Source organism: Pseudoalteromonas sp. SK18, from assembly GCF_001974855.1.
Classification (GTDB): Bacteria; Pseudomonadota; Gammaproteobacteria; order Enterobacterales; family Alteromonadaceae; genus Pseudoalteromonas.
This window is the reverse complement of record NZ_MTQB01000001.1, coordinates 252,876-278,350: the sequence shown is the minus strand read 5'-3', so window position 1 is coordinate 278,350 and position 25,475 is coordinate 252,876. Positions and strand designations below refer to the sequence as shown.

The following is a 25,475-nucleotide window of genomic DNA, read 5'->3' as shown; positions in this document are numbered from 1 at the left end:
AAAGTCTATTTAAGACTTTTTACATTGTGTAGTTACAGTTTACTATGCTCGAGTTGCTGGCTAAGCTCTTCAAAAATACTTGGATCATCTATGGTTGAGGGTATTTGCAGTTCTTCACCATCAATTAACTGCCGCAGGTTTTTACGTAAAATTTTGCCAGAACGGGTTTTTGGTAACCGCTCTACACACATAATATTTTTAAGGCATGCAATAGCGCCAATTTGATTACGAACGGTTTGCACCAATTGCTGTTCTACCTCTTTATGTGAGCCATGAAAATCATTTTTTAGCACCACCATCGCCATTGGGTTTTGCCCTTTTAGCGCATCACTAATACCAAATACTGCACATTCAGCTACAGCTGGGTGCGCGGCAACAATTTCTTCCATTTCACCAGTGGATAAACGGTGCCCTGCAACATTAATCACATCGTCGGTGCGACCCATAATAAAGAGGTAACCATCGTCATCAATATAACCACCATCACCAGATAAGTAGTAGCCATCGTATTCGGCCAAATAACCAGCCTTAAAACGAGCCGTATTTTGCCAAATTGTTGGTAAACAGCCCGGCGGTAAAGGCAGTTTTATAACAACCGCACCTTGCTCATTAGGGGCACATTTATCCCCATTCATATCTAAAATTCGTACGTCAAATCCAGGCGTTGCAACCGTTGAACTTCCGGCTTTTGTAGGCAGGTGTTCAATGCCTACAGGGTTACACGCAATTGCCCAGCCGGTTTCGGTTTGCCACCAATGATCAAGTACCGGTAAGCCTGTTTTTTCTTTGAGCCAATCGTAGGTAGGTGGGTCTAAACGCTCTCCGGCTAAAAATAATCGTTTCAGACTAGACGTATCATACTTCTTAAATCCTTCGGCATTGGGGTCTTCTTTTTTAATCGCGCGAAACGCAGTGGGGGCACTAAATAAAGCATTCACTTTGTATTCTTCTACTACGCGCCAAAAAGCACTGGCATCGGGAGTTCTAACTGGTTTTCCTTCAAACAAAATAGTTGCGCATCGATACATAAGTGGCGCATACACAATATATGAGTGGCCTACTACCCAGCCAATATCAGAGGCGGCCCAAAACACGTCACCCGGTTTCATGCCATATACGGTTTCCATACTGTAATGCATAGCAACCGCATGACCGCCATTTTCACGCACCACACCCTTAGGTGTCCCTGTTGTGCCTGAGGTGTATAAAATATAAAGCGGATGATCACCACTGACCGCAACAGGCTCAACCGGTGTGGCCGTTTGCATTGCATCTGCCCAGTTTATGTCGCGATTAGCCGTTAGCGGAGCAGTGACTTGTTCACGCTGATAAATAATACAGTGTTCAACTTTATAGCTAGCAGCTTCAAGCGCGTTATCGAGTAATTCTTTGTATTCAATTACGGTATTTACTTCTACACCGCAAGAGGCACTGAGTACCAATTTGGGCTTGGCATCGTCAATCCGTACCGCTAATTCATGCGCTGCAAAGCCACCAAATACAACAGAATGAATAGCGCCAATTCGGGCGCAGGCTAACATACCAATTACTGCCTCGGGGATCATAGGCATATAAATCACTACGCGGTCGCCTTTAGTCACCCCTAAAGACTGCATTACCCCTGCAAATTTAGCGACCTCTTGCTGCAGTTGTAAATAGCTAAAACTGCGTTTGCTATTGGTAACCGGTGAGTCATAAATTAAGGCGGTCTCATTCCCATGCCCAGCGATTACATGTTGGTCTAATGCTAAAAAACAGCTGTTAAGTTGGCCGTCTGCATACCAGTGGTGCAGTCCTTGTTGATCTTGTGTATATGCTGTTTCTGGAGCCTTGTACCAAGGAAGTCGCTTACTTTGTGATAACCAAAACGCTGCCGGGTCTTGTTTAAACTCGTTGTAATGTTGTTTGTATTCACCTGACATAAAGGCTCCTGAGAAAAATATAATCTAACGTAATTTAAAACTAAGCGCTTTTTATCAATAGCGATATTCGACCATGGTCGGTTAAATAGTGAGCGACACTTTTGTTTTTTGGTTAACGTAATGATTGTATGGAACTAAAAGGTACCAACTAATGTAAAATGTAACTGTAATTAATGAAGAGTAATTGGATAAAAGAATGAATCAAATGGTCAGGGTAGGCGTTGCAGTAATAGTAATGCATGATAATAAAATTCTACTGGGTGAACGGATAGGCGCGCATGGTGCAAATACGTGGGCAACTCCTGGTGGGCACTTAGAATTTGGTGAAACGGTTGAGCAATGTGCTGTGCGTGAAGTAGCAGAAGAAACGGGCCTTGATGTTACTAATATTCGAAAACTCGATTTTACCAACGATATATTTAGCAAAGAGAACAAACATTATATTACTTTATATGTGCAAGCAGACTATGAAGGTGGTGAAGTGGTAAATAAAGAGCCACATAAATGTTTGCAGTGGCGTTGGTGCGATATTAATAACTTGCCTTCACCTTTGTTTGCCTCATTAAAAAATTATTTAGCACAGAGTTCCTTGCCCGCTGAGTATTAAAGTTTTTTTGGCATAGGAAGTTGCCATTTATTTAAAATTTGTTGATATTCACCGCTTTCTTTGATGGCATTTAACCTATCGCTAATAATTTTTGCTGTGTGTGAGTCAAGTTGATTACTGGCTGCAAAATGCAAAGAAGAAGGTAATTCATCTAAATGGATGCGCTTTGAAATTAAATGAGGGTCGAGCCCGCTGCGCTTTAATTCGTTTTCAAGTGTGAGCGTGTTAGTAACGACAAAGTCGATACGATCTTTATATAGCATTTTCCAGAGCTGCTGATAATAACTCACTAATACCAAGTTTTCATTTTCAGTAAAACCTTGGGCTTCTAGATAGGTCTGTGCAGAGTAGCCGCGAATAGTGGCTACTTTGTATTCTTTAGCGAAGTTTAAATGAATCACTTCATCTTTATGGCTGCGTAAGCTAACGAGGTATGCGTCTGCAAAGTAAACTTTACCCAGCCACTTAAATTGATGATGCCTGTTTGGTGTTTTTAGCAGTGACAGCATAATGGCATTAGGGTTGGCTTGTTGCTGCTGAAACATTCTAGCCATTGGCATTATTTCAAACTTTGCTGTTAAATCAGTCCCTTTTAGTACAGCTTTTGCGATATCAACCAATGCGCCCTGCGTTTCACCTTGGGGATTTTTAAAATGATAAGGCGGTAAATCTTCAGCGATGAAAGTAACTGGATTGGCGTTACAAACCGCGCTATAAAAAACCAATACAAAAACAGTTAACACCATACGCACAAGCATAAATAATTGTCTTTTAGGCAATACAATAATGCTAGTGTAAAGAAAATTAAGAAGAAGGTATATTGTAAATGTGTATTTTAAGTAATTAAGATGTTTAATTATTGTTTTTTATGAACTGTCGAGGTGAGCAATGATACCAGCGTTTAAAGGCACGATTAAAAGAGCTTTGATCATTAAATCCCAGCATAAATGCGATATTATTTAACGAATAATGAGGAATATAGGTTAATAAACGTCGTTTTTGCTCCTCTTCAAGCAGTTTAGCAAAGGTGGTTTGTTCTTTTTTTAAATAGCGTTGTACTGTGCGTGGCGTCATATTTAAGGCGGCGGCTGTTCTAAGCAAAGAGCAATCTTGTAAGTCATGTTTTGCCATTAAAATATGATTAATTTTTTCTGTTAATAATTGCTGACTTTTAAATTGGGAGAGCTGTTGCTCTGACATTTGCTTTAGCATCGCGTTGATTTGGCTGTTATCGGTTTTAAAGGGCAGAGTTAAGTAATTACTTGGAAACTCGATTTGATTAAAGCTAGCTCCAGCTTTTACTGGGCAATTAAACCAATCAGTTAATCGTTGTTGCTCGGTGTTTGAAAAGTGTGTTGAAAAATACACGCAGCTAGGAGAAAGTTGTGGATTAAGTAGTTGGCGTACCACACTGACCCATGCTGTCATATTTCGTAAAACAGCCTGTGGACTACATTGTGGATCGGCTAACCAAGTTATTTTACACAATGTTTGTTGTTGCTCAAACTGGGCGCGACCAATGTTAGCTACTAGGCTGTCGTAATTGAGCAGTGCAGTAATTGCACTGGCTAAATTAGTACTCGATTCAATTAAATACCCTAATATACCAAAATCAGCGGTGCGTATTTTTTTCCCTAATTCAAAGCCAAATAGGGGGTCGTTTAACGCTTGTTGTGCATAGTTAAGCAACGCATTATAGCTTTTTAAACTGATCCGCGGCGCCAATTGTTGTGATTGCTTATTAGTATACTCATTAAATTCAATCGCGTTTAAAACCGCATGACTAGCTAAGCCCTTGGCTTCAAGGTAATCCAAACAGCTACAAAAGTAATGATCGGCTAAGGTTTTCATTTGTCGCCTAAAGCTAAAAAATAGTCATCTAATCGCAAGTTTGCCACGGCATATTTTTATATGCTAGTGATCTATAAAAATAATAGGGCAAAGGTCATGGTGGAAATAAAGGTTAAGCGTACTGTGGCAGCAACGCCTGAGCAAATACGCAGCGTATTACTAGCGCATGCCGATTTAGGGCGGTTTTTTAATGCTCACTTTAAACTACTAACACCACAAGAACCGGGTGAAATAAGTGGTGGGAAAGGCACGATTAGAGAAATAAAAATGCAAGGCTCTACCTTTAAAGAGCAAATAATAGCCGCAGATAATAGTCATATTAGTTACCGTATTATAGGCAGCAAGCCCGTTGCACAGCATCGTGGTGATATTTACTTAAATACCAATAACGAAGATCCATCACTCACCGAGATTAGCTATCATATTCGTTGCATTGCACCTTTTTGGCTACCTGATTTTATACTGACTTTTTTTATGAAAAAAGATATTAGCCAAGCACTTAAAAAAATAGCCCGTTATTTTCAGGAGCGTGTTGTATGAGCATTGAAATTATTTTACTCGCACTGAGCCCTATTTTTTTGCTATTTGTTGCTATTGAGTTTATTAAATTTAGGCGTTATTACGATATAAAAGACAGCTTAGCCAACGCGTTACTTGCTTTATTACACCAAGGCGCTGATGCTATTGCGTTAATAGTGCTAATGCCGTTTTTTTACTGGCTGTATCAGTTTCGGTTATTTGATATTGAATTGACGGTACTGACCGTATTAGGTGCCTTTGTACTGCAAGACTTTTTATATTATTGGTTTCATCGTGCATCACACCATATACATTGGTTATGGGCAGCACATGTCGTACATCATAGCTCTACGAGAATGAATTTTACTACTGCGTTTAGACAAAGTTTAATGTATCCGCTTGCGGGCATGTGGCTGTTTTGGATGCCGATGATATTACTTGGTTTTGAACCTGTGATTGTTTTTGCCGTAGTTGCCCTTAATTTAGCGTATCAATTTTTTGTTCATACCCAAGTGGTAAAAAAGTTGGGTTGGTTTGAAAGCGTATTTAATACCCCATCGCATCATCGGGTGCACCACGCTATAAATAATGGCTACTTAGATAAAAACTTCGCTGGCGTTTTAATTATCTGGGATAAATTATTTGGCACTTATGTAGAAGAGGATGAAAATAAGCCGTGTAAATACGGAATTATTGGCCAACTAAACAGTAATAACCCGATTAAAATTACCTTTCATCAGTGGCAGCATCTCGTTAAAAGTAGCTATAGGGCAAACGGGTTAAAAGCTAAATTAAAAGTAGTATTTGGTTACCCAACAAGCTCTCAAAGTAGTAATAAGTAAGCCTATTTTTATATATAAAAGCCAGGAGTAAATAGCATCACTCCTGGCTTATCTCACAGTAAAACTTAATTTATTTAGCTGTTGTGATCACTGTATCAATTAAGTGAACAACGCCATTACTGGTGTAAATATCAGTAGTTGTTACATTACTACCCGCTACTTGTAATGATGTAGCCGGCAAGCTTACTTGCCACCAAATATTGTTCACGGCTTGGCCATTGTTATCACCTACAGCGGTGTCACCTGCGTAAGTGTACAAAGGACGACCAAGATAAGCGACTTGCATGCTGTCATCTGAGCGAGCAATTAACGATAAACCTGGCACATTTTCAATTGACGCTGCAGTGCCAAGAACAGGTGGCCATGTTGTTGCGCATCCACCTTCACACACGCTCATTGCCTCACCTAAATCATTGTCGAACACATAAACTGTTTTACCTGGCATTGCACCGGCCATACCTGTTACTAAACGGTTGTTAGTTGTATCGTAAGCAATGCTGTCTGTTGCTGTATTTTCGGTGCTGGTAAAGTCAACAATGTTTACGCTCAACATATTTTCGGCAAGGGTAGTAACCATTTTTCCATTGGCTGCAAATGCATCTGTACTACCCACTTGAGCGCCTAAAACATGTTGAGTTAGTACACTAGTTAGTGCAGTAGTGTCAGCTAATAAAGCGTTTAAATCAGCGGTAGGAATTTTATTAAATGCAGCATTTGTCGGTGCAAATACTGTAAATGATTTTGTGGTATCGTTAAAAGTATCTACCAGTGATGCTGCTTGTAGTGCAGTGACCAAAGTAGACAATGCAGGTGTTTCAGTAGCCACTGTAGCAATTGTTTTAGTCGGAGTACCCACTTCAACCGGCGGCATAATCACTTTATTAAGTACATGAATTACGCCGTTATCAGCAGTTACATTCGCTGCTTTCACTGCTGCATCGTTAATAAACAGTGAGCTGTTCACGTACGATAAAGCAGCCATGTCACCATTTGCCATTTCTACTTTGTTGTTTTCGCTATTAGCAATAGTTACCGCTGCATCTGACAGTACATTTGCGTCAGCAACAACGTGGTAAAGTAAAATATCGCGTAATGTGTCTGTATCTGCTAAAAGCGCATTTAGTGTGTCCTCGCCTAGAGCATTAAACGCGGCATCAGTAGGTGCGAATACAGTAAATGTATTTGTAGGGTCGCTCACAACAGTGTCTAAACCTGTTGCTGCTAGTGCAGCGAGTAATGTTGTAAAACTACCATTTTCAGTAGCAACATCAGCTATGGTGCCAAAGCTCTCTGGTAGTGCGACATCGCCAACGATCACAGAATCGATTACATGAATAACGCCGTTGGTGGTTTCTATGTCAGTCACCACCACGTTCGCACCGCCAAACATTAACATATTGGTGTCTGCATTTATCGCGATAGGGAGAGTATTCCCAAGCAGAGTTTCAGCCGACTGTCCATTTAAAGACATAGCCGTTACAGAGTCTACAGAGCCTGATAAAACATGTTGTTTTAAGATATCACCCAATACATCTGGGTTGGCGAGCAGCGTGTTAATCATTTTACTGCCTACCGCTTCAAACGCGGCATCAGTCGGTGCAAATACCGTAAACTGTGATGATTCATCAGACAGCGCAGCGGTTAAACCTGCAACATCAAGTGCTGCTAGCAAGGTACTAAAATCGCCAGCTTGCTGAGCTGTTTCAATAATATTGTTGGTTGGCGCAGTTTCTGACACTGTTTTAGGTGTGAGCACTGCATCTATAACATGAATAATTCCGTTGTCAGTCACAATGTCAGTCATTGTTACTGTACTAGTATTTACTAATAAATTTTCACCACTTAAAGATAAAGCAATGCTTTGTCCGTTAACAGTCTCAACGGTAGTACCCGCTAAACCAATAGCAGTTTGTGCATCAACTCTGCCAGAGACCACATGGTAAGTTAAAATTGAACTAAGCGTGTCTGTATCAGCTAATAAGTTATTAATGGTTTCTTCGCCTAGTAACGCAAATGCATCATCAGTTGGGGCGAATACAGTAAAGCTAGTAGTTAAATCATCAAGGGTTTCATCTAGACCGGTTGCTTCAAGTGCTGCAACAAGGGTGGTGAAATCTCCAGAGTCCTGTGCGGCGTCAAAGACTGAAACAGCGGGTTGTGGATCTACAGTTACTGGGGCGTTGTTATCGTCATCGCTACTACAACCTTGAATGAGTAACAAGGGAAGTATGAGAGCACCGAGCTTAAATACTTTATTCATAATTGTTCCTTTAATCGAATGTTACAGTGTTACAGCTTTGTGAATATTACGAAGCAGTTTGCATTGTTGATCAAAAAAACATGGGTTATTTTTATACAATTTAATAGGTGTAAGATTTTATTGAATTTTTATTCAAGAAAGCGTTTAAATTTTAGTTTTTTTACTGCGCGGTGCGCCAAGTAAAATAAATACGTGGCAAATACATACGGATAAAAATGCACTAATTCCCAAAGCACCACCAAAACCATCAAGAATAGGCACTAAATAGGCAAAAAACAGTGAAAATATAATTGCTGAACTGGCAAGCGTATACACACCAAAGCGGTGAGGGGCACTCATGCCAATAAATGTGCCGCCAAAAAAGACGATGCTATATAGCTCAGCGTTGAAACTAAATTGTGCAAATATTAAATAGGCAATAATGGATAGAGCTGCAGAGGCTCGGATCCCATCAAAGCGATTATGTTTAGCCAAGTAAAAGGTTAAAAACGCCCCTAACAATGCAAGCAGCGGATAAATAAGTGTCATATTATTAACTCCTTGGCTAAAACAAATAAGGCGACGCTAGCAAATGCAATGCTACCTAACCGTCCGCCAAACCCCGCAAATACATTAATGGTAAGTGTGTATAAAACAGCACCAATGGCAGAAATAATCGCAATTTCCCAGTATTCATTAATTAAATTAGTGGAGCACATACCGGCAAAACTGCCTGCATAAATAGCAGCGTATGGGTGGTTTTTGTAATCTGCAGGAAATGGAATAAATGAACCGATAAGCCCTGTTAAACCGGCAGATACAACAATAGGTAATGCGAATGTGCTATGCATTACAAAACACGACAAGCAGCCGATAAAAAAGGTGATGAATTTTAAAAGTATGAATTTAGTCATGGCGCGCACATAATAATGTATCAGTTTTAGCTTTAATAGTTAAAAACTGCGATTTAAGACTAAAATCGATATACCACTGTTAAAAGGTGAATTATTACTATTGAAGATTAGCAATATGCAACGAATGACTAAAAATAACACTGTTAATGTTCTATAAATTGCAAATTATGTATAATGCAGCATATTTCATATATTAAAAGTTATAACCTAAGGTAATTTATGTCTAACTGTTTACATCTGGCTATCCCTGCTGGTGATCTTGAAAAAGCGAAAGCGTTTTACTGTGACGTACTCGGCTGTAAAACCGGCAATAGTGAAGCGGGGCGATGGGTAGACATTGATTTTTGGGGTAATGAATTAACTCTGCATCAAAGTGTTGAGCGTTTACCTACGGTTCGTCACGACGTTGATATGGGCGCTGTGGCTGTACCACATTTTGGTATACATTTATCAGAAAGTGAGTTTCAAGGACTTAAGCAACGCATTGCCGATGCCGGCCTTGAATATTTAGATCAGCCTTACCGTCGTTTTGTTGGTGATGAGTTTGAGCAAGAAACCTTTTTTATTGAAGATCCTAACGGTAACGTGCTCGAAATGAAAACCATGGTTAATCCTGAGGTACTATTTAAAAAGGATTAGACTGTAGCTGAGCTAGTCTTATTGACTAGCTCATGTTTTATGTTTTTAAATAGCGGCGACTACCATTTTTTCAGTCTGCTTCGCCTTTCTTTGTAATTTCTGTTTATACATCGCTTCATCACCCGCTTTTAAAACTGTGTCTAAGTTATCAGGTGGCTGAGTATAGCTAGTTTGCCCAACACTGGCGTAAATGGAAATGGTATGGCCCTGATGCTCTATAGTTAACTGGTTTAATTGTTGCTCTAGGGTGTTAACTCGCTGGTTAATTTTTTCGTTGCTATTAAATAATGCCATGGCCACAAATTCATCGCCTCCTAAGCGGCCAACGGCATCTTCAGTGCGCATATGTTGACTAAGTGACTCTGCAACTTTGCACAGTACTTTGTCGCCCACATCATGACCATAAGTATCATTAATTGCTTTAAAACGGTCTAAATCTATATATAAAAAACATAAAACGCCTCCTCGTTGCTTGTGCTCTGCTAGTAAGTCGTTTGCTTTTAAGCTCCAACCGCGACGATTGTATATATGGCATAAGTGATCAAAGTTAGCGTGTCGTTCAGCTTGTTTTTTTGCATAACTTAACCTTTGAATTCGTCTGCCGACGGCAATAGCCAGTAATAAAGATTCAATTGTAAACGCTATAACAAATCCATAGCGTTGAATGAACGGGCTGTAATCGGTTAGTAGTACTCTAAACACCATACTAATAAACACACTTGCCAGTGCTATAAATACCAAGTTTGCTTCATTAACACCGTACTTTGTTTGTATCGCGCTGAGGATAAAAATAGTCATGACAATAAATAATGATAAATAGCCGGTTACTGCAGAGGTAATATTGGTTATTAGTGGCAGATCGAGGGCTATTTTTTGTAAGCACAAAGTCAGTACGCATAAGGCGGCAACTTTTAATGTATTGCTTATCTTTGGAAAGTATTTAGGTAGCTCCAATAGTGCGCTCATAAACCATGTAGCACTGATTATAGTTAAGCCAATACTTAACGTGTAAAGATGGCTTACGTACACAGAGTAGTACTGCTGTGTAAATAAATAAGGCTGTCCTTCTTGAAAGAATATAAAACTAGCGATGCAAAAAATATAAATGCCATACAGTTTAAAAAGAGGGTCTTTTATGCCGTGCCCTATAATTAGTGCATAAAAAATAAGCGTGGCGCAAAGACCATAAAAAATGCCAAAAATAAGGTTGTAGCGTTGAATTTTTTCGACAAAAGGCTGTGTATCTGACCAAGTAAAGCGTGGGGTATAAGCTGCTGAGGTAGTAACCGTAAGCTGGGCAGTAAAAACGCCTGGGTCCATTAAAATTGCCATCTGATTGGTTTTTAAAGGTATTTTATATACTGAATTTTGCTGCCACGAAAAGTCTTTAAGTGCAGGACGAGTAAATGAAAACACCCCGCCTTGGTTTAAGTTACAGCTTAATTCGAGATGATTGATACCGTTTTTAAGCTTAATATTTGAGACAACTTCTTTGGACAAAGACACCGATGTGTTTGTTGCTCTTACACTGAGCTGGCAATGCTCTTGCGCAAAAGTAACGCTACTAAATAGCAGAGTAAAAGCGCATATAAAAATGCTAAACCTAACCATGAGAGCGCTTAACATGCTCAAATAACTCCTTGTCTTTATCGTACAATATATCATTACTAAGTAGACGAATACTTTTAAGTCATATTAACAAAGTCTAATGATAAAGTATTTAAATAATGACTTAGCGCAAGAATGGGTTATTTTTAATCACACATGTATTTCACTGGGGGTTTTATTGAAGTGGCGTTTAAACTCACGACTAAATTGTGACGCACTGGTGTAACCTACTTTAAATGCGGCCTCGTTAGCTTTACTGCCAGAGGTGGTTATTAATTCTTTTGCTTTAGCTAAGCGTACTTTTTTTAAATACTGCAAAGGGGATTCAAACGTAACTTGTTTAAAAGCACGGTGAAAAGATGACACACTCATATTCACTTCTTCAGCTAAGTGCTCTACGGTAATAGGGCTTGCGTAATTACTATGTAATGTTGATAAAGTACGCGCTATGCGCGCGTAATGGCCATCGTGCATTGCAAGCCCAATTAAGGTATGCCCTTGAGGGCCACACAGTACTTTAAATACTAATTCCTTAACTATATCGCCACCAAATACCTCAGCCTCAAGCGGATTGTTTAACACTGTTAACAGTCGGTGAGTGACTTGCTCCATGGCCATATCTAAAGCGGCACTTTGTACCGCTCCGCTTTGCGTTAACGGTGGTGAAATAGGCTTATGTTGCATCATTTGGCTAACCAATTTGTGCAGCATGACTGGGTTTATATCAATTGCAATACCCATTACCGGCAATTCATTATCAGTAAACGCTTCACATTCTAGTGGAACGGGCACACCTAGTACTAAATAATCGCCTGCACCATACTGAATTTGATGCTCAGGGAAGTGAATAATTTTATGTCCTTGGCCAACGATAATAATACCTGAATTATAAATAAGCGGCTGACGCGCTGAGCTTTTTGTCGCGCGATGAAAGTACACCCCTGGAATAATAGTTTCCATGGTACCTTCAAAGCTGAGCAATTTATTATGATCTGCGTATTGTTGTAACAAAGTGGCGATGGTCGTCATAAGAACAGCTTAAATTAACGGTATTTGGCATAAAATAACAACGCTGATAGTTTTAGGCAAGCTTTTGACAGGTATTAGGCTTTTTATATATGCGCTATGCCATTATTATGCATCTATCAATACTTTATTTGTTTAAGAATTGATAAAGTGTTTAGTAATTAACCGTCCCCTTTAGGAGCAAAATAATGAAATTTAGCTACGTAAATCCCACTTTAATTCAATTTGGTCAGCAACAAATTGCCGCACTTACTGATTTGATCGCAAAAGATCAAAAAGTATTAGTTGTTTACGGTGGCGGTTCTATTAAAAAGAACGGTGTGTACGACCAAGTTGCAGCAGCACTTGAAGGTTTTGATTGGGTAGAGTTTTCGGGCGTAGGTGCTAACCCAACAATTGAAGTGCTAGACCAAGCAGTAAAAATTTGTAAAGAACAAGATATCGATTTCGTATTAGGTGTAGGCGGCGGCTCTGTAATTGACGGCGTTAAATACATTGCAGCATCCGCTGTATACGATGGCGAAGGTTGGGATATCCCTACAGGTAAGCACACAATTACTAGCGCATTACCTATAGGTGCGGTACTTACATTGCCAGCAACGGGTTCTGAGTCTAATCAAAATTCAGTAGTAAGCAAAGAAGCTACGAAGCAAAAACTACCGTTTGCATCTCCAGAAGTATTACCAAAATTTGCCATTATGGACCCTGATGTAATGAAAACATTACCGCAGCGCCAGCTTGTTAATGGTTTAGTAGATGCATGGGTACATACCTGTGAGCAGTACCTAACATTCCCAGAAGGTGCACTTGTTCAAGAAGGTTACGCAGAGGCATTGTTAAAAGCGCTTAAAACATTGGGTGATAACTTTGAAAACCAAGACGATGCATGGCGTGCAAACCTTATGTGGGCTGCAAACCAAGCACTTAACGGCTTAATTGGTTCTGGCGTATCACAAGATTGGGCAACCCACATGATTGGCCATGAGCTTACAGCTGCTTACGGCGTTGATCATGCACGTTCACTGGCTATTGTTCAGCCTTCTTTACTGCGCAACCAATTTACAGTTAAAAAAGCAAAACTAGAACAAATGGGTAAAAACGTATTTGGTCTTGCACAAACAGATGATTTAGCAGAGCAAACAATTCAAGCAATTGAAGCGTTTTACCACAGTCTTGATGTAGCCACTGAGCTTACTGAGCATGGCGATGATAAAGCGGCTGCCATTGATAATATTATTGGCAAACTAGAAGCGCATGGCATGGTTGCCCTTGGTGAAAACCAAGCTATTACGTTAAAAGAAAGCCGTGAAATTTTAGAGCAAGCGGTTGCTTAATAACGGTTAATATTGACCGCTAAGATTGGTTAGCGGCTTTTTGCAGCAAAATAAGATTGAATGAAATAAAATTTTATTTTGCTGCATTACTTTTTTAGGTATTTTCAGGTACAGTGCTGAATTAGATAAGTAATGAGCTTAACTAATCGTGTATTTCAATAAGGAATTCGTTTAACTGTGCGTTCAAATCGTTTTTTAATTGTAATGTTACTTGTGCTTGTGCATAGCTTTATAAGCTGTGATGGCGCCGCGTACCATTTACAAGAAGACGTTGACCACGTAAATAGCTCATTATCGCAACTAGGTTCATCTGCTGATGATAGCGATAATGCCCCAACAGCAGAAATACATGCTCACCAGCATTGCCACAGTGGTTATAGCCACAGCTCAAATCACTCAATAACTCCCGAGAAAAGTAAACCAACTTTAGCGATATGCTATCACGGCTTACATTATCCACCAGACGTACCGCCACCGAATTCATTTAGCTAGTTTTTAATTTAATTTCAATTAATTACTATGCTTTTAGCTGCCTACACGTAAGTGTTTTATGGGCCGTTATAGGCATGTTTAGATTGCTGAGCATTTTACACTGTCGCTATCTTTTGCGCAGGTTGTGAATGGTTTGCAAGTGAACTCTGTTTATTAAAAACGGACAAGCTATATGAATAAAAAATCAATTATGTTGGTGGTGATGTTGTGCACGCTGCCTGCTTTTAGTGCGTTTGCAAATGTTAAAACACTAACTCTAAAACAAGCGTTGATAAATACCGAGCAACAAAATCCGCTATTAAAACGCTACCCTTATCATCAAAAAATACTCAGCGCGCTTAAATCTCAAGCTGCTCTTTCGCCTAACCCTATCTTAAATATAGAAGCTGAAAATCTGCTGGGGACAAACGATGCACGTGGTGTGCAAGACGCTGAAATAACCTTGGCATTTAGCCAGCTTATAGAGCTTGGAGATAAACGCCAAAGCCGTATAAATTACGCTACGGCAAACATTAAAGCCCAAGCAATACAATATCAAAATACCCGTTTAGCCTTATTGGCAACCACTGGTGAGCGGTATTACGAGGCGCTTAAATTTCAAACTTTACTTTCTCTCAATAGCGAACGACATCAGGTTGTAAGCCAAGCACTTAAAGCAATAACGCAACGAGCTGATGCCGGCGCTGTATCGCAAGCGGATGTAACCCGCATGCGTTATGCGCTTAGCCAAGTTGAGCTTGATAAAGCTAAGCTAAATAGCGAATTTGAGCGAGCACGTTTATCGCTCAATGAGCTGTGGAGTGAGCAACATGATTACACGGATTTAGCTGGGAATATTAATACATTAATGCCGCTTAGGTCTGAGCAAGGGTTACTTGATGCGGTTAACCAAGCGCCTGATTTTGCTATGTTACAGCAGCAATACTTACAGCAAGCGGCCAACTTAACGCTGCAAAAAGCTAATGGGCAAAGCGATATTAATATAGGTGCAGGCGTGAGCTACAACCAGCAAAACAATACCAGTTCGTTGCTGTTTTCGTTTTCAATGCCGTTGCAATTGAGTAACTCAAATAGCGGTAATATTGAAGCAGCTAACAGTCAGTTAGCATTGTTACGTGAGCAGCAAGGACTGTTACGGGTTCAATTACGTCAGCAAGTTCGTACTTTGTATACCTATTACCAAGGTAAGACATTACAGGCACAGTTGTTATCTGGGCAAGTTATTCCCCAAGCCCAAACACTCATTGAGCAAAGTTTAAAAAGCTATCAACGCGGACAAATTTCGGTGTTGCAATTGCTCGATGCTCAACAAGCTCTTTTTGACTCTAAACGCGCGTTGATTAACACATATGCAGCGTTATATCAGACCCATCTCGCACTTGAGCGTTTAACTGGCCAATCTTTAACTGAGACTTTTCAATCATGAACAACACTTTTATCGCATTATTAGTATTTCTCTCGTTTGTAGCTAGCTTAACAAGCACACATGTATTTGCCTCAGCAGAACATGACCAAACAGAGCAAACCCAAAAACAAGGTCCACATGGCGGCTTTTTATTAACTAACGAAAAGCTCACTCTTGAGTTAAAGCTGCAAGAATTTGCAGGTAAAGTTGAGCTGCGCGTATATGGTTATGAGCAAAATCAGCCGGTAGATATAAACGATTTAAGCATCGAAATGAACTTAAAACGATTAGTAGAAGCGCCGCAAAAAATACAATTTACGCGTGAGAATGGCTACCTTGTTAGCACGCAACCCATAAATGAGCCACATTCGTTTGCGCTTTTCATTACTGCTAATTATAAAGGTGAACGCGTTATTTTTGAGTACACCCAACACGAAGGCCGCACTGTGTTGAGCGAGCGAGCAATTGAAGGTGCGGGTATTAAAACGGAGATAGCACAAAGTGGCGAGGTTGATATTTCTGACACGCTTTTTGGTGTTATTGCACCGACGCAGCACGGCACAGTAGAAGTGATGGCGCCATATATCGGATTGATCAGCGATATTTTTGTCAGCATAGGTCAAACCGTTCAAAAAGGTGATGTATTAGCCAGCGTCACCAATCGCGAAACTTTGCAAAACTACAGCATTAAAAGCCCTATTAGCGGTGTGGTGACCGAGCAGTATTTAAAGCGTGGCGAACTGGCAAGTACTCGCGCGCTAATGCAGGTCGTGAACCTTGATAAAGTATGGGTTGAGCTCTCAGCCTTTCCTGAAAACATCGAAAATCTAGCCATTGGTCAAAGCGCCACGGTATACGATTTACATCATCATTTGAATGCCCAAGGTAAAGTGTTTTTTATAGCACCTATGATGACTGGCGGGCACATTGCACGTGCCCGCATTGAGCTTAATAACCCTGATGGTCATTGGCGTCCAGGTATGCATGTTAATAGTGATGTCAATATCGATAAAGTTAATGCTAACTTGCGTGTAAAGCCTGAGGCTATTCAAGAGTTTAACGGTATGGCGAGTGTGTTTGTGCGTAAAAATAGTGTGTTTGAAGTACGCCCTGTTACTTTAGGCGCAAAAAGTAGCGCGTGGGTTGAAGTTGTCGCGGGTTTAAGCCCCGGTAGCGAGTACGTCACTGCCAATAGCTATGTGATCAAAGCCGATATTTTAAAAAGCGGCGCAAGTCACTCACACTAGGAGGTACCATGATTAACTGGATTGTTTCTTTTGCGGTTAAACGCCGCATGATGGTGCTTGCGCTAACATTTTTATTTGCTGGGTTTGGTGTGTATAACATCCAAAACTTAGCGGTAGATGCTGTCCCCGATATTACCAACGTGCAAGTGCAAATTAATACTAAAGCCCCTGGTTTTACGCCGCTTGAAGTTGAGCAGCGCATCACTTACTTAGTCGAAACGGCGATGGCGGGTATTCCTAAGCTTGATTACACCCGTTCGCTTTCTCGCTATGGGCTTTCTCAAGTAACCGTTATTTTTGATGAAGGCACCGATATTTATTGGGCGCGTCAGCAAATTGGTGAGCGTATTCAAAGTATTCGCGCGGATTTACCTAATAATATTGAGCCAAACCTTGGGCCTATTGCCAGTGGTTTAGGTGAAATATTTACCTATAGCGTGCATGCAAAACCCGATGCATTAAAAAACGATGGTACGGCGTATAACGCCGAAGATTTACGTACTTTGCAAGATTGGGTTATTCGTCCGCAGCTTTTAAAAGTAAAAGGCGTAACCGAAATAAACAGCCAAGGTGGTTTTGAGCGCCAGTATCAAGTTGCGCCCATGCCAGAAAAGCTGATTGCTTATAAGCTGACAATTAAGGATGTTATAACCGCTCTTGAGCTTAATAACAGCAACCGCGGGGCCGGTTATATAGAGCGCTTTGACGGCCAATATTTGGTGCGCTCGCCTGGGCAATTAAAAACATTAGCGGATATAGCAAACACCGTTATCGCCAAGCGTGATGATGCCCCTGTGCGAATTAAAGACGTGGCAAATGTATACTTAGGAAAAGAGCTTAGAACCGGCGCGGCTACCTATAATGGCGAAGAAACCGTATTAGGCACGGCAATGATGCTCATAGGTGAAAACAGCCGTGTGGTTGCTAAAGCCATGGCTGATAAGCTTATACAAGTACAAAAAAGTTTACCTGCAGGGGTTATTGTTGAGCCTGTTTATGACCGCACCAATCTGGTTGATAAAACCATCGCCACAGTACAAAAAAACCTGTTTGAAGGTGCGGTATTGGTCATCGTCATTCTGTTGTTATTGCTTGGGAATATCACTGGTGCGCTTATTACCGCCATGGTTATTCCGCTCAGTATGCTATTTGCTATTACAGGCATGGTGGGCAATCGAGTCTCAGGTAACTTAATGAGCTTAGGTGCAATCGATTTTGGATTAATTGTTGATGGCGCGGTGATTGTGGTTGAAAACTGCCTTCGTCAATTAGGGATGGCTCAACATAAACATGGCCGCTTACTTACGCTCAGTGAGCGTTTAGAGGTTGTCACTTCAGCCACCAAGGAAGTGTTTAGCCCCGCGGTATTTGGTATTTTAATTATTATGTTGGTGTATTTACCGCTTTTTGCGCTCAGTGGTGTTGAGGGCAAAATGTTTCAGCCCATGGCGTTTACCGTTGTTGCCGCGTTAATAGGTGCACTTATTTTTGCTGTTACCTTTGTGCCGGCGGCTATTGCCGTATTTGTGCGTGGTAAAGTAGATGAAAGCGAAAACGCAGTAATGCGTGGCGTTAAAAAAATATACAAGCCACTGCTTAACTTATCGCTTAAATTACCGTGGGTGATGGTGAGTATTGCCACTGTTTTGGTATTAGTGCTTGGCTTTAAAGTTAAAAATATGGGCGCCGAATTCTTACCGCAGCTAGATGAAGGTGACATTGCAATGCATGCGCTGCGTATTACTGGCACCGGTATTGAACAATCGGTGCAAATGCAAAAGCAGTTGGAGCAGGCTTTATTAGCGCAACCTGAAATTGCGAACGTATTTTCAAAGATTGGCACCGCGGATGTAGCCAGCGATCCTATGCCGCCTAATGTTGCCGACACTTTTTTAATGTTAAAGCCGCGTGCGCAATGGCCTGATCCATCACTAAGTAAAGACGCGTTAGTGCAGCGCATTCGTCATCGTGTGAATGAGGTACCGGGTAATAACTATGAATTTACCCAGCCTATAGAAATGCGCTTTAACGAGTTAATTGCCGGTGTGCGTGCCGATGTAGCGCTGCGTATTTACGGTGATGATTTAGCCATACTTAAGCAGTTTGGCGAAAAAGCCACCGGTTTAATGCGAAATATTACTGGTGCTACCGATGTTCGTTTAGAGCAAATGGAGGGCTTGCCTACACTTTCTGTTACCCCAATGCGAGACCATATGGCGCTATTAGGATTAACCGTAAACGACATTCAACAAACTCTTGCCGCTGCTGTTGGTGGGGTGCAAACAGGGCTAATTTATGAGGGTGATAAGCGCTTTTCGTTATTGGTGCGCTTAGATAAGCGTTGGTCTGAAGATGTCTCTGCGCTTGCGCGTTTACCTATTGCGTTACCTCAAAGTAGTAACCCTGAACTTGCATTTGTACCGCTTGGAGAAGTGGCTACAATCAGTATTGAAAAAGGCCCTAATCAAATAAATCGCGAAAGCGGCAAGCGCAATGTGGTAGTAACAGCTAATGTAACAGGACGCGATTTAGCCAGCTTTGTAAGAGATGCCCAAGCGACTATGAACGCACAACTTAACCTACCCAGCGGTTATTGGCTTGAATACGGCGGTACGTTTGAGCAATTACAATCTGCGAGTAAACGGTTGTCGTTGGTAGTGCCTGTGACTTTATTGCTTATTTTTGGCTTACTTTATAGTGCTTTTGGATCGCTGCGTGATTCACTCATTATATTCAGTGGTGTACCACTGGCACTAACCGGTGGGGTGTTGGCATTATTGCTACGAGATATGCCGCTTTCTATTTCAGCGGGTGTGGGGTTTATTGCGCTAAGTGGTGTTGCGGTATTAAACGGTGTAGTGATGTTGTCGTTCATTAAGCAGTTACGAAAAGAGGGGTTAAGCTTATATTATGCAATACATAGCGGGGCATTGCAGCGATTACGCCCAGTGCTAATGACCGCGCTTGTGGCTAGTTTAGGCTTTATACCTATGGCGCTAAATACCGGTACCGGCGCTGAAATACAACGGCCTTTGGCAACCGTGGTAGTAGGTGGAATTATATCATCCACTTTGCTCACGTTGTTAATTTTGCCCGCACTTTATAAATTAGTGCATGCAAAATTTAAAAAGCAGCAAACAGCTTAATTACCAATTAGGTAATAACGTAAAAAGCAGCTGAAGTGTCAGCTGCTTTTTTGTTGTGTAACTAGTTGCTTAGTTATATTGAAACAGGTTATCCCAGCGCTCATCTAATATGACTTTTGCGTACTCTAGATTTACTGCGTTATATAGGGTGTTTGTGCAGGTTACTAAATGCATACGTTCAAGTTTTTCAAGCGCGTCGCTAATTTCAAAATCTAGCTCGCATTGATACTTAGTTTTAAACCACGTTTCTATTTGCTCATCAAGCGCGTGTGCGCTTAAGCCATTTTTAGATTTTAGTAAAAACGTATAAGCAAGCAGGGCTTCTTTTATATCTTCTTCTTCAGCGGCGTCTATTAGTGTATGAAAAACCCCCGCGTTGTTATCTAGGTTTTTGAAGTACAGATTATCGCTCAGCGCTTTCATAAATTTAATTTTACGGTTTTTAAATTTACTCCACTCTTTAAAAACAAAACTACCAAATACCCCAATACCAATGGCTAACGAAATAAAGTGCTGCTGAGTCATGGTAACGGCTTCATCTCTAAACCCTCCCCAAAATGCAAACAAAGCAAACAATAAAAGTAATGAGGCGCCCAACTTGGTAACTAACACCACCGCACCGCCAATAAGTGCAGATGAGCCAATAATCACTTTATCAATAGGACGCATACGCACTTCACTATTCGGAAATAGCATTTCCAGATCGGCTTTTGGCACATTTTGAAATAGTTTTACTATGGTTGAACTGGGATCAAACCCCATAGGTAGTTTATTTTTTGATTCAAAATAGGCTTTATCTTTAAAGCGAATAAATACCGCCACACGGTCGTAATTAGTAAAATGCAGTGGCTTTTTACGTAACCCCCAAAAACTGGTTATGGTTTCGCTCAGCTGTGATTCGCCTCGTCGATAAAAAACCACTTCTTCAAAATCCTCAAACTCCACCTCAAGGCGTACTTTAAAAAGTGATTCTTCGTTGAGTGCATCTTGTAAGTCTTGATGGGTGATCACTTCAAAATTAGCCGCGTTTAAAACATTGGCAAAATCTCTAGCAAAATCGCGTTGGCACTGGGCTTTTTGCTCATCAGTCACACTGTTTATTAAACGGGTATCGCTATTTGGATCAAAAGGCGCGTAATTGTTTTTTAATGACTCAAGTGTGCCGTGGTACTGAAAGTGAATTAAGCTGGCTAAAAGTTCACAAAGCTGCTTAAAAGAGGTTTGTTGATCTTTATTAAGCTCTTTGGCGCACATTGTAATGATGTCGTGTTTTCTAAATGGAATGTAGCGAGCAGTTTGCATACAGTGATAATTTTTAAAAGTATAATGTCATGTAAAGATAATAAAGCACTCTTTTGCTGATTACTATGTTGGTTGTATTTCTTCAGGCAGCATTAACCTTATTATGAGATGATTTAATCACTTACCTCATTGCTAACAGGACGTTTATGGCAGTACAAAAAAAGCTCGAGCAAAAAACACGTCAGTTTATTGAGTCTAAAAATATGCTCGGTGGAATTACTATTGCCTCATTTTTAGAATCCACCATAGTGCCCATTCCACTCGAAGCTGTTTTGGTGCCCTTAATGCAGGCAAGGCGCGAAAAACTGTGGCAAATTGCTCTTATGGCAACACTAGGCTGTATTGTGGGGGCGCTATTTGGCTACGCTTTAGGTTATTACTTATTTGATGTGATTGGCGATTGGGTTATCAACACATTCTCAAGCCCTGAGCAGTTTGAAAACGTAAAACAAAAAATGCAGTCACAAGGATTTTGGTTTGTATTAAGCCTAGGTATCGTGCCTATTCCGTTTCAAATTGCGATGTTGGCCGCTGGCGCGACTAAGTATTCGCTGGCGCTGTTTTTAGTGGCATCTGCGATTGCTCGCTCTATACGTTATTTTGGTTTAGCAATAGTGGTGTATTATGCGGGTAATCAAGCTGAACGTATTATCAGCAAGCACAAAACTAAGGCCATGATTGGACTAACTATTTTAGTTGCGATTGGTTGGGTTATAAGCACATTAATTTAAAATTAATCAGTTTTAGTTTATGGTATAGTTTTAATAACAATAATAAATTTTAATATAGCCTATGATGAATCCGGAAAAAGTGAGCCTTAAGCTCAGCCGTTTTGTAAAAATTACCAGATTAAACAAGCTGTTAATTTTAGCTACGCTGGCATTTATTATTGGTTTTTCAATTTATTCGTTAATGCGCTTCCCTCCAATAGATATAACACAAAATCTCTATGGCTTTACCACTGACTTTATTAATTTAGTGGTTATTTTCACTATTTTCTTTGTGGTGCAATGTTCACAGTTAGCCAAAAAAGCCTATGTATATGTCAGTATCGGTTTGATGCTATGGATTGTAGGCTCTACTGCCGATGTACTTGATGAAGTGACACGTCAGCCTTTTTGGGTGAGTAACTACATCGAAGATTTATGTAGAACACTCGGCATGTTAGTTACTGCTTATGGTTTATTTAAAACCATGCATTTCATGCAGAGAATGCACACCCGCTTGGCGCAAGAATTTATTATAGATGATTTAACTAAAGTGTATAACCGACGCTGCTTTTATCAGCATGTGAAGGAGATTGTTAATAATCCCTATATTGTTTTAATCATAGATATTGATCACTTCAAACGTATTAATGATGACTTTGGTCATGATGTGGGCGATCAGGTGCTGAAAGAATTTGCTAGCAAAGTGAATGCGCTATTTAACAATGAAAATACATTTGCTCGCATAGGGGGGGAGGAATTCGCCGCTTATCTGCCTAGTTATGAGCTTGATGAAGTACTTAACTTCGCGCAGACTATCCTAGAGACTGCTCGCACTATTACCGTGCAAAACCAGCGCTCTTTAACTGTTAGCATTGGTATTGCACATCGTAGCAGTGAGCAGAGCTTTGATAATGTGATGAAACGTGCTGATCAAGCATTATACCGTGCTAAAAAAGCAGGCCGTGATCGCCTTGAGGTTGCTTAAACATAGTAATTTTATGAAATAGACTTCGCTTGTGCTATTTTTGGGAACTCTTGTTGCGAGATAAAAAGGAATTGTATGGATGAGTTAATCGGATTAGCAATTATTATATCTATTGCGATTGTTGCAGGGGCCATATGTGGGTTAGTAGCCTTAGTGCAATTGAACTCCCTTAAACAAGAGGTTGCAGCATTAAAACTAAAACTATTTCAGTTTGAGTTAAATGCCAATGCAGCAATAAATGAAAAATCTCCCGCCGATCCTCAAATAGATAATGCAAAATCTCTACACCGCTCAGATATTCCAGCCGCTGTTTATAAACCAGTGAGCATTAAACCTACATCAGTTCGTAAAACGATAGCTAAAAAACCATCGAGTATTGAACTGCTCTTTAAGCAGTTACGTGCAGGCTTCGAGCAAAATTGGATGACCTGGATTGGTGCTATTGCTTTGGCTTTAGGTGGCGTATTTTTAGCAAAATACAGTTTAGAGGCGGGGCTACTTTCACCAGCAATGAGGCTCAGTGCTGGTGGGTTATTTGGTGTTGGCTTAATCGCAGCGGCGACCTATTTACATTATAAACGAATCGTTTTTGAAGGCTTTAATAATTATATTCCTGCAGCCTTGGCTAGTGGCGGCTTTATAACCTGTTTTGCCTTAATGTTTTTAGCTTATAACAGCTTTAGCATGCTCAGTGCTGAGTGGGCGTTTATTGGCTTAGCAGTTATTGCTCTGTGTGCTAGTGCAATGGCAATAAAGCTAGGCCCTTTACTTGCAGTAATAGGCATTATAGGCGCATACAGTGTCCCTATTTGGGTAAATACGGGCAGTGGGCAGTTATTTTCTTTGCTTATTTATGTTGCCCTTGTGAGTGTTGCTGCGACAGTAGTGGCACAAAAAGTAAAGCGTGTTTGGCTGTGGTATTTACTATGGGTAGGGCATATTAGTTGGTATTTGGTTGGACTCACTTTATTTACCTACGACACAGTGTGGTTAATAGGCGCTTTTGCGTTGTTAAGTATTTTAGGATTAATCGCTATTGCACGCTTAGGGTTAACCTTTAAAACCCTTGAAGTACGCCCGCACAGCTTTAAACGGTTAGTTAATTTATTTCCAGATCATGGTTTGTTACTGGCCTTTATTGCGCCTTTAATGGTTGCCATGCTGTTGAGTGTGTTTAATATACAATGGCAAATAGTGGCGTTATTAAGCATCGTTTTACTCCTATTTTTAGTGCTAAAAAATAGTCGTTGGGATGCATGGCAAGGGGTCTCTTTAGTGATTGCGCTGTTATTAGTGATCAGTGCTGAACAAACTTATACCTTTGATGATGCGTTATTTATTTTTAAAAATGAATACGGATTAGGCTTATTACTTGCTCTGGGCTTGAGTGGCTATGGACTTTATTTTGGCAATATATACCCAAAAAGATTAGCCTTTCATTTGCTTGCTTCATTAAGCATGTTTGCATTAGTTGGCGCCTTGTATGCGATGATCCCAAACACGGCTTTAGCAACCGCTTACCCACTTTGGGCGGTGTTGCTATGTTTAATGAGTGCGGTGTTAATAAAATTTACTCAGCATCAAACAACCTTATGGCAGCGCTTTAGTTATTGGGTAGGGGCAAACGCCAATATTACCTTAGCAATTACTATGTTACTCAGCGATAGCGGCCTTACCATTGCTCTGGCTGTTCAAGTATTACTGTTGAGCTTATTAATAAAAAAATACAATGTGGCAATGCCACACTGGCCAATAAAGGCGCTTGTGGCGGCATTACTTTTACGTCTAACCCTATCACCTTGGACGCCTAGTTATGAAGAGCTAACACTATTTGATTTGCATTGGAGCTTAGTTGTTTACCCGCTTTGTATTGGGTTATTTTTTACAGCGGCTAAATGTTTTAATGCTTCACAACTAAAAATATGGCTCGAAGGAGCAGCACTGCATTGCTTAGCGTTATTTGTGACAACCGAAACCAGTTATCAACTGGTAGGGCATTACCCACAACTTTTTTCTTTAAGTTTTTATGAGCAAGTATTACTTAGCTGTAACTTACTTGGCTTAGGCTGCGTTTATTTATACCGTGCGCAAAGTGCAGGGCAATTAGGTCAGTTATACCGTACAGCAGGTCTTATATTATCTGCATTAGCTGGCTTATTGTTAATTAAAACAACGTTGGGTGATAATCCGTTATTAATGCGTCTTTATGTTGGTGAAACGCCAATATTTAACTGGGTGATTTTAATTTGGTTGGTACCGAGCCTACTGGCGTTATGGTTAGCGAGTTTAGTTAAATCGTTAAATGCTAAATTGAGTCAAATTACACTCGGTGTGTCTGGTTTATTAGCGGTATTAGCTATCAACACCTTGATCCGCCAATATTGGCAAGGCGGCTTCATTTACCTTGATAAAGCAACCAGTGACGCTGAACTATATAGCTATTCGGTCATTTGGTTGTTACTCGGTGCACTGGTCGTGATAGCCGGGCATTTAAAGCAGCAACGGTTACTGCAAAATGTTGGTTTAGGTATTCTTGGCGCTGTAATTGTTAAGGTGTTTTTAATTGATATGGCAAACTTAACGGGGCTTTTAAAAGCATTATCCTTCATTGGTTTAGGGCTGTCGCTGGTAGGGCTTAGTTGGTTGTTCCAAAAACTCAGAAAGCGCAATTATAGTTAGGTGTTAGC

21 protein-coding genes are annotated in these 25,475 nt (G+C 40.5%); 12 read left to right on the top strand and 9 right to left on the bottom strand.

The annotated features are described in order from the left end of the window. Positions 1-32 precede the first annotated feature (32 nt). Positions 33-1,922: an acetate--CoA ligase gene (locus tag BW139_RS01320; RefSeq protein WP_076918401.1), complete on the bottom strand. Its 1,890-nt coding sequence runs from the start codon at positions 1,920-1,922 to the stop codon at positions 33-35. A gap of 196 nt (positions 1,923-2,118) precedes the next feature. On the opposite strand from BW139_RS01320, the gene BW139_RS01315 reads away from it, so the two are divergent. Further along, a complete protein-coding gene (locus BW139_RS01315) occupies positions 2,119-2,529 on the top strand; it encodes an NUDIX hydrolase (RefSeq protein ID WP_076918400.1) in 411 nt (136 codons plus the stop codon). Here BW139_RS01315 and BW139_RS01310 read toward each other — a convergent pair. Together BW139_RS01310 and BW139_RS01305 are read right to left on the bottom strand one after the other, a co-directional pair. After that, positions 2,526-3,287 (bottom strand): ABC transporter substrate-binding protein, encoded by a 762-nt coding sequence (locus tag BW139_RS01310; RefSeq protein ID WP_076918399.1) that lies wholly within the window; start codon positions 3,285-3,287, stop codon positions 2,526-2,528. The two genes, BW139_RS01315 and BW139_RS01310, sit on opposite strands and share 4 nt — an antisense overlap. Before the next feature lie 94 nt (positions 3,288-3,381). Further along, positions 3,382-4,380, bottom strand: coding sequence for an AraC family transcriptional regulator (locus tag BW139_RS01305; RefSeq protein ID WP_076918398.1), 999 nt, complete (start codon positions 4,378-4,380; stop codon positions 3,382-3,384). A 96-nt stretch (positions 4,381-4,476) separates the two neighbouring features. Here BW139_RS01305 and BW139_RS01300 point away from each other — a divergent pair, with 96 nt between their 5' ends. Together BW139_RS01300 and BW139_RS01295 are read left to right on the top strand one after the other, a co-directional pair. Then, positions 4,477-4,920 carry an SRPBCC family protein gene (locus BW139_RS01300; protein ID WP_076918397.1) on the top strand — a complete coding sequence of 148 codons (444 nt, stop codon included), beginning with the start codon at positions 4,477-4,479 and terminating at the stop codon, positions 4,918-4,920. After that, positions 4,917-5,741 carry a sterol desaturase family protein gene (locus BW139_RS01295; RefSeq protein ID WP_076918396.1) on the top strand — a complete coding sequence of 275 codons (825 nt, stop codon included), beginning with the start codon at positions 4,917-4,919 and terminating at the stop codon, positions 5,739-5,741. The genes BW139_RS01300 and BW139_RS01295 overlap by 4 nt, the downstream gene beginning before the upstream one ends. A 70-nt stretch (positions 5,742-5,811) precedes the next feature. Here BW139_RS01295 and BW139_RS01290 read toward each other — a convergent pair whose 3' ends face one another. The 3 genes from BW139_RS01290 to BW139_RS01280 all read right to left on the bottom strand — a co-directional run bounded on the left by BW139_RS01290 (position 5,812) and on the right by BW139_RS01280 (position 8,894). Then, positions 5,812-8,001 carry a fasciclin domain-containing protein gene (locus BW139_RS01290; protein ID WP_076918395.1) on the bottom strand — a complete coding sequence of 730 codons (2,190 nt, stop codon included), beginning with the start codon at positions 7,999-8,001 and terminating at the stop codon, positions 5,812-5,814. A 144-nt stretch (positions 8,002-8,145) separates the two neighbouring features. Then, complete coding sequence (locus BW139_RS01285; protein WP_076918394.1) at positions 8,146-8,529, bottom strand: hypothetical protein; 384 nt, start codon at positions 8,527-8,529, stop codon at positions 8,146-8,148. After that, a complete protein-coding gene (locus BW139_RS01280) occupies positions 8,526-8,894 on the bottom strand; it encodes a hypothetical protein (RefSeq protein WP_171036863.1) in 369 nt (122 codons plus the stop codon). The genes BW139_RS01285 and BW139_RS01280 overlap by 4 nt, the downstream gene beginning before the upstream one ends. 219 nt (positions 8,895-9,113) lie before the next feature. Between BW139_RS01280 and BW139_RS01275 the strand changes: the two genes are divergently transcribed. Beyond that, on the top strand, positions 9,114-9,533 hold the full coding sequence (locus tag BW139_RS01275; protein ID WP_076918393.1) for a VOC family protein: 420 nt from the start codon (positions 9,114-9,116) through the stop codon (positions 9,531-9,533). A 45-nt stretch (positions 9,534-9,578) separates the two neighbouring features. Here the strand turns inward: BW139_RS01275 and BW139_RS01270 are convergent, their stop codons facing one another. Together BW139_RS01270 and BW139_RS01265 are read right to left on the bottom strand one after the other, a co-directional pair. Beyond that, positions 9,579-11,159, bottom strand: a complete 1,581-nt coding sequence (locus BW139_RS01270; RefSeq protein WP_076918392.1) for a diguanylate cyclase — start codon at positions 11,157-11,159, stop codon at positions 9,579-9,581. 132 nt (positions 11,160-11,291) lie between these two features. Beyond that, positions 11,292-12,170, bottom strand: a complete 879-nt coding sequence (locus BW139_RS01265; protein WP_076918391.1) for an AraC family transcriptional regulator — start codon at positions 12,168-12,170, stop codon at positions 11,292-11,294. A 185-nt stretch (positions 12,171-12,355) separates the two neighbouring features. Here BW139_RS01265 and BW139_RS01260 point away from each other — a divergent pair, with 185 nt between their 5' ends. The 5 genes from BW139_RS01260 (at position 12,356) to BW139_RS01240 (ending at position 19,791) form a co-directional block, all read left to right on the top strand. Continuing rightward, a complete protein-coding gene (locus tag BW139_RS01260) occupies positions 12,356-13,501 on the top strand; it encodes an iron-containing alcohol dehydrogenase (RefSeq protein WP_008111234.1) in 1,146 nt (381 codons plus the stop codon). 177 nt (positions 13,502-13,678) lie between these two features. Beyond that, positions 13,679-13,993, top strand: a complete 315-nt coding sequence (locus BW139_RS01255; RefSeq protein WP_076918390.1) for a hypothetical protein — start codon at positions 13,679-13,681, stop codon at positions 13,991-13,993. 172 nt (positions 13,994-14,165) lie between these two features. Next, the gene (locus tag BW139_RS01250) at positions 14,166-15,419 is read left to right on the top strand and encodes a TolC family protein (protein ID WP_076918389.1); all 1,254 of its coding nucleotides are present in this window, start codon (positions 14,166-14,168) and stop codon (positions 15,417-15,419) included. Next, complete coding sequence (locus BW139_RS01245; protein WP_076918388.1) at positions 15,416-16,645, top strand: efflux RND transporter periplasmic adaptor subunit; 1,230 nt, start codon at positions 15,416-15,418, stop codon at positions 16,643-16,645. The genes BW139_RS01250 and BW139_RS01245 overlap by 4 nt, the downstream gene beginning before the upstream one ends. 8 nt (positions 16,646-16,653) lie before the next feature. Continuing rightward, on the top strand, positions 16,654-19,791 hold the full coding sequence (locus BW139_RS01240) for an efflux RND transporter permease subunit (RefSeq protein ID WP_076918387.1): 3,138 nt from the start codon (positions 16,654-16,656) through the stop codon (positions 19,789-19,791). 69 nt (positions 19,792-19,860) lie between these two features. Here the strand turns inward: BW139_RS01240 and BW139_RS01235 are convergent, their stop codons facing one another. Further along, complete coding sequence (locus BW139_RS01235; protein WP_076918386.1) at positions 19,861-21,093, bottom strand: TMEM143 family protein; 1,233 nt, start codon at positions 21,091-21,093, stop codon at positions 19,861-19,863. Positions 21,094-21,239: 146 nt separating this feature from the next. On the opposite strand from BW139_RS01235, the gene BW139_RS01230 reads away from it, so the two are divergent. From BW139_RS01230 to BW139_RS01220, 3 genes are all read left to right on the top strand, one after another. Then, positions 21,240-21,824 carry a YqaA family protein gene (locus BW139_RS01230; protein ID WP_076918385.1) on the top strand — a complete coding sequence of 195 codons (585 nt, stop codon included), beginning with the start codon at positions 21,240-21,242 and terminating at the stop codon, positions 21,822-21,824. 64 nt (positions 21,825-21,888) lie between these two features. Continuing rightward, positions 21,889-22,788, top strand: a complete 900-nt coding sequence (locus BW139_RS01225; RefSeq protein ID WP_076918384.1) for a GGDEF domain-containing protein — start codon at positions 21,889-21,891, stop codon at positions 22,786-22,788. 75 nt (positions 22,789-22,863) lie between these two features. Next, on the top strand, positions 22,864-25,467 hold the full coding sequence (locus BW139_RS01220; RefSeq protein WP_076918383.1) for a DUF2339 domain-containing protein: 2,604 nt from the start codon (positions 22,864-22,866) through the stop codon (positions 25,465-25,467). The last annotated feature ends 8 nt before the right edge of the window (positions 25,468-25,475 follow it).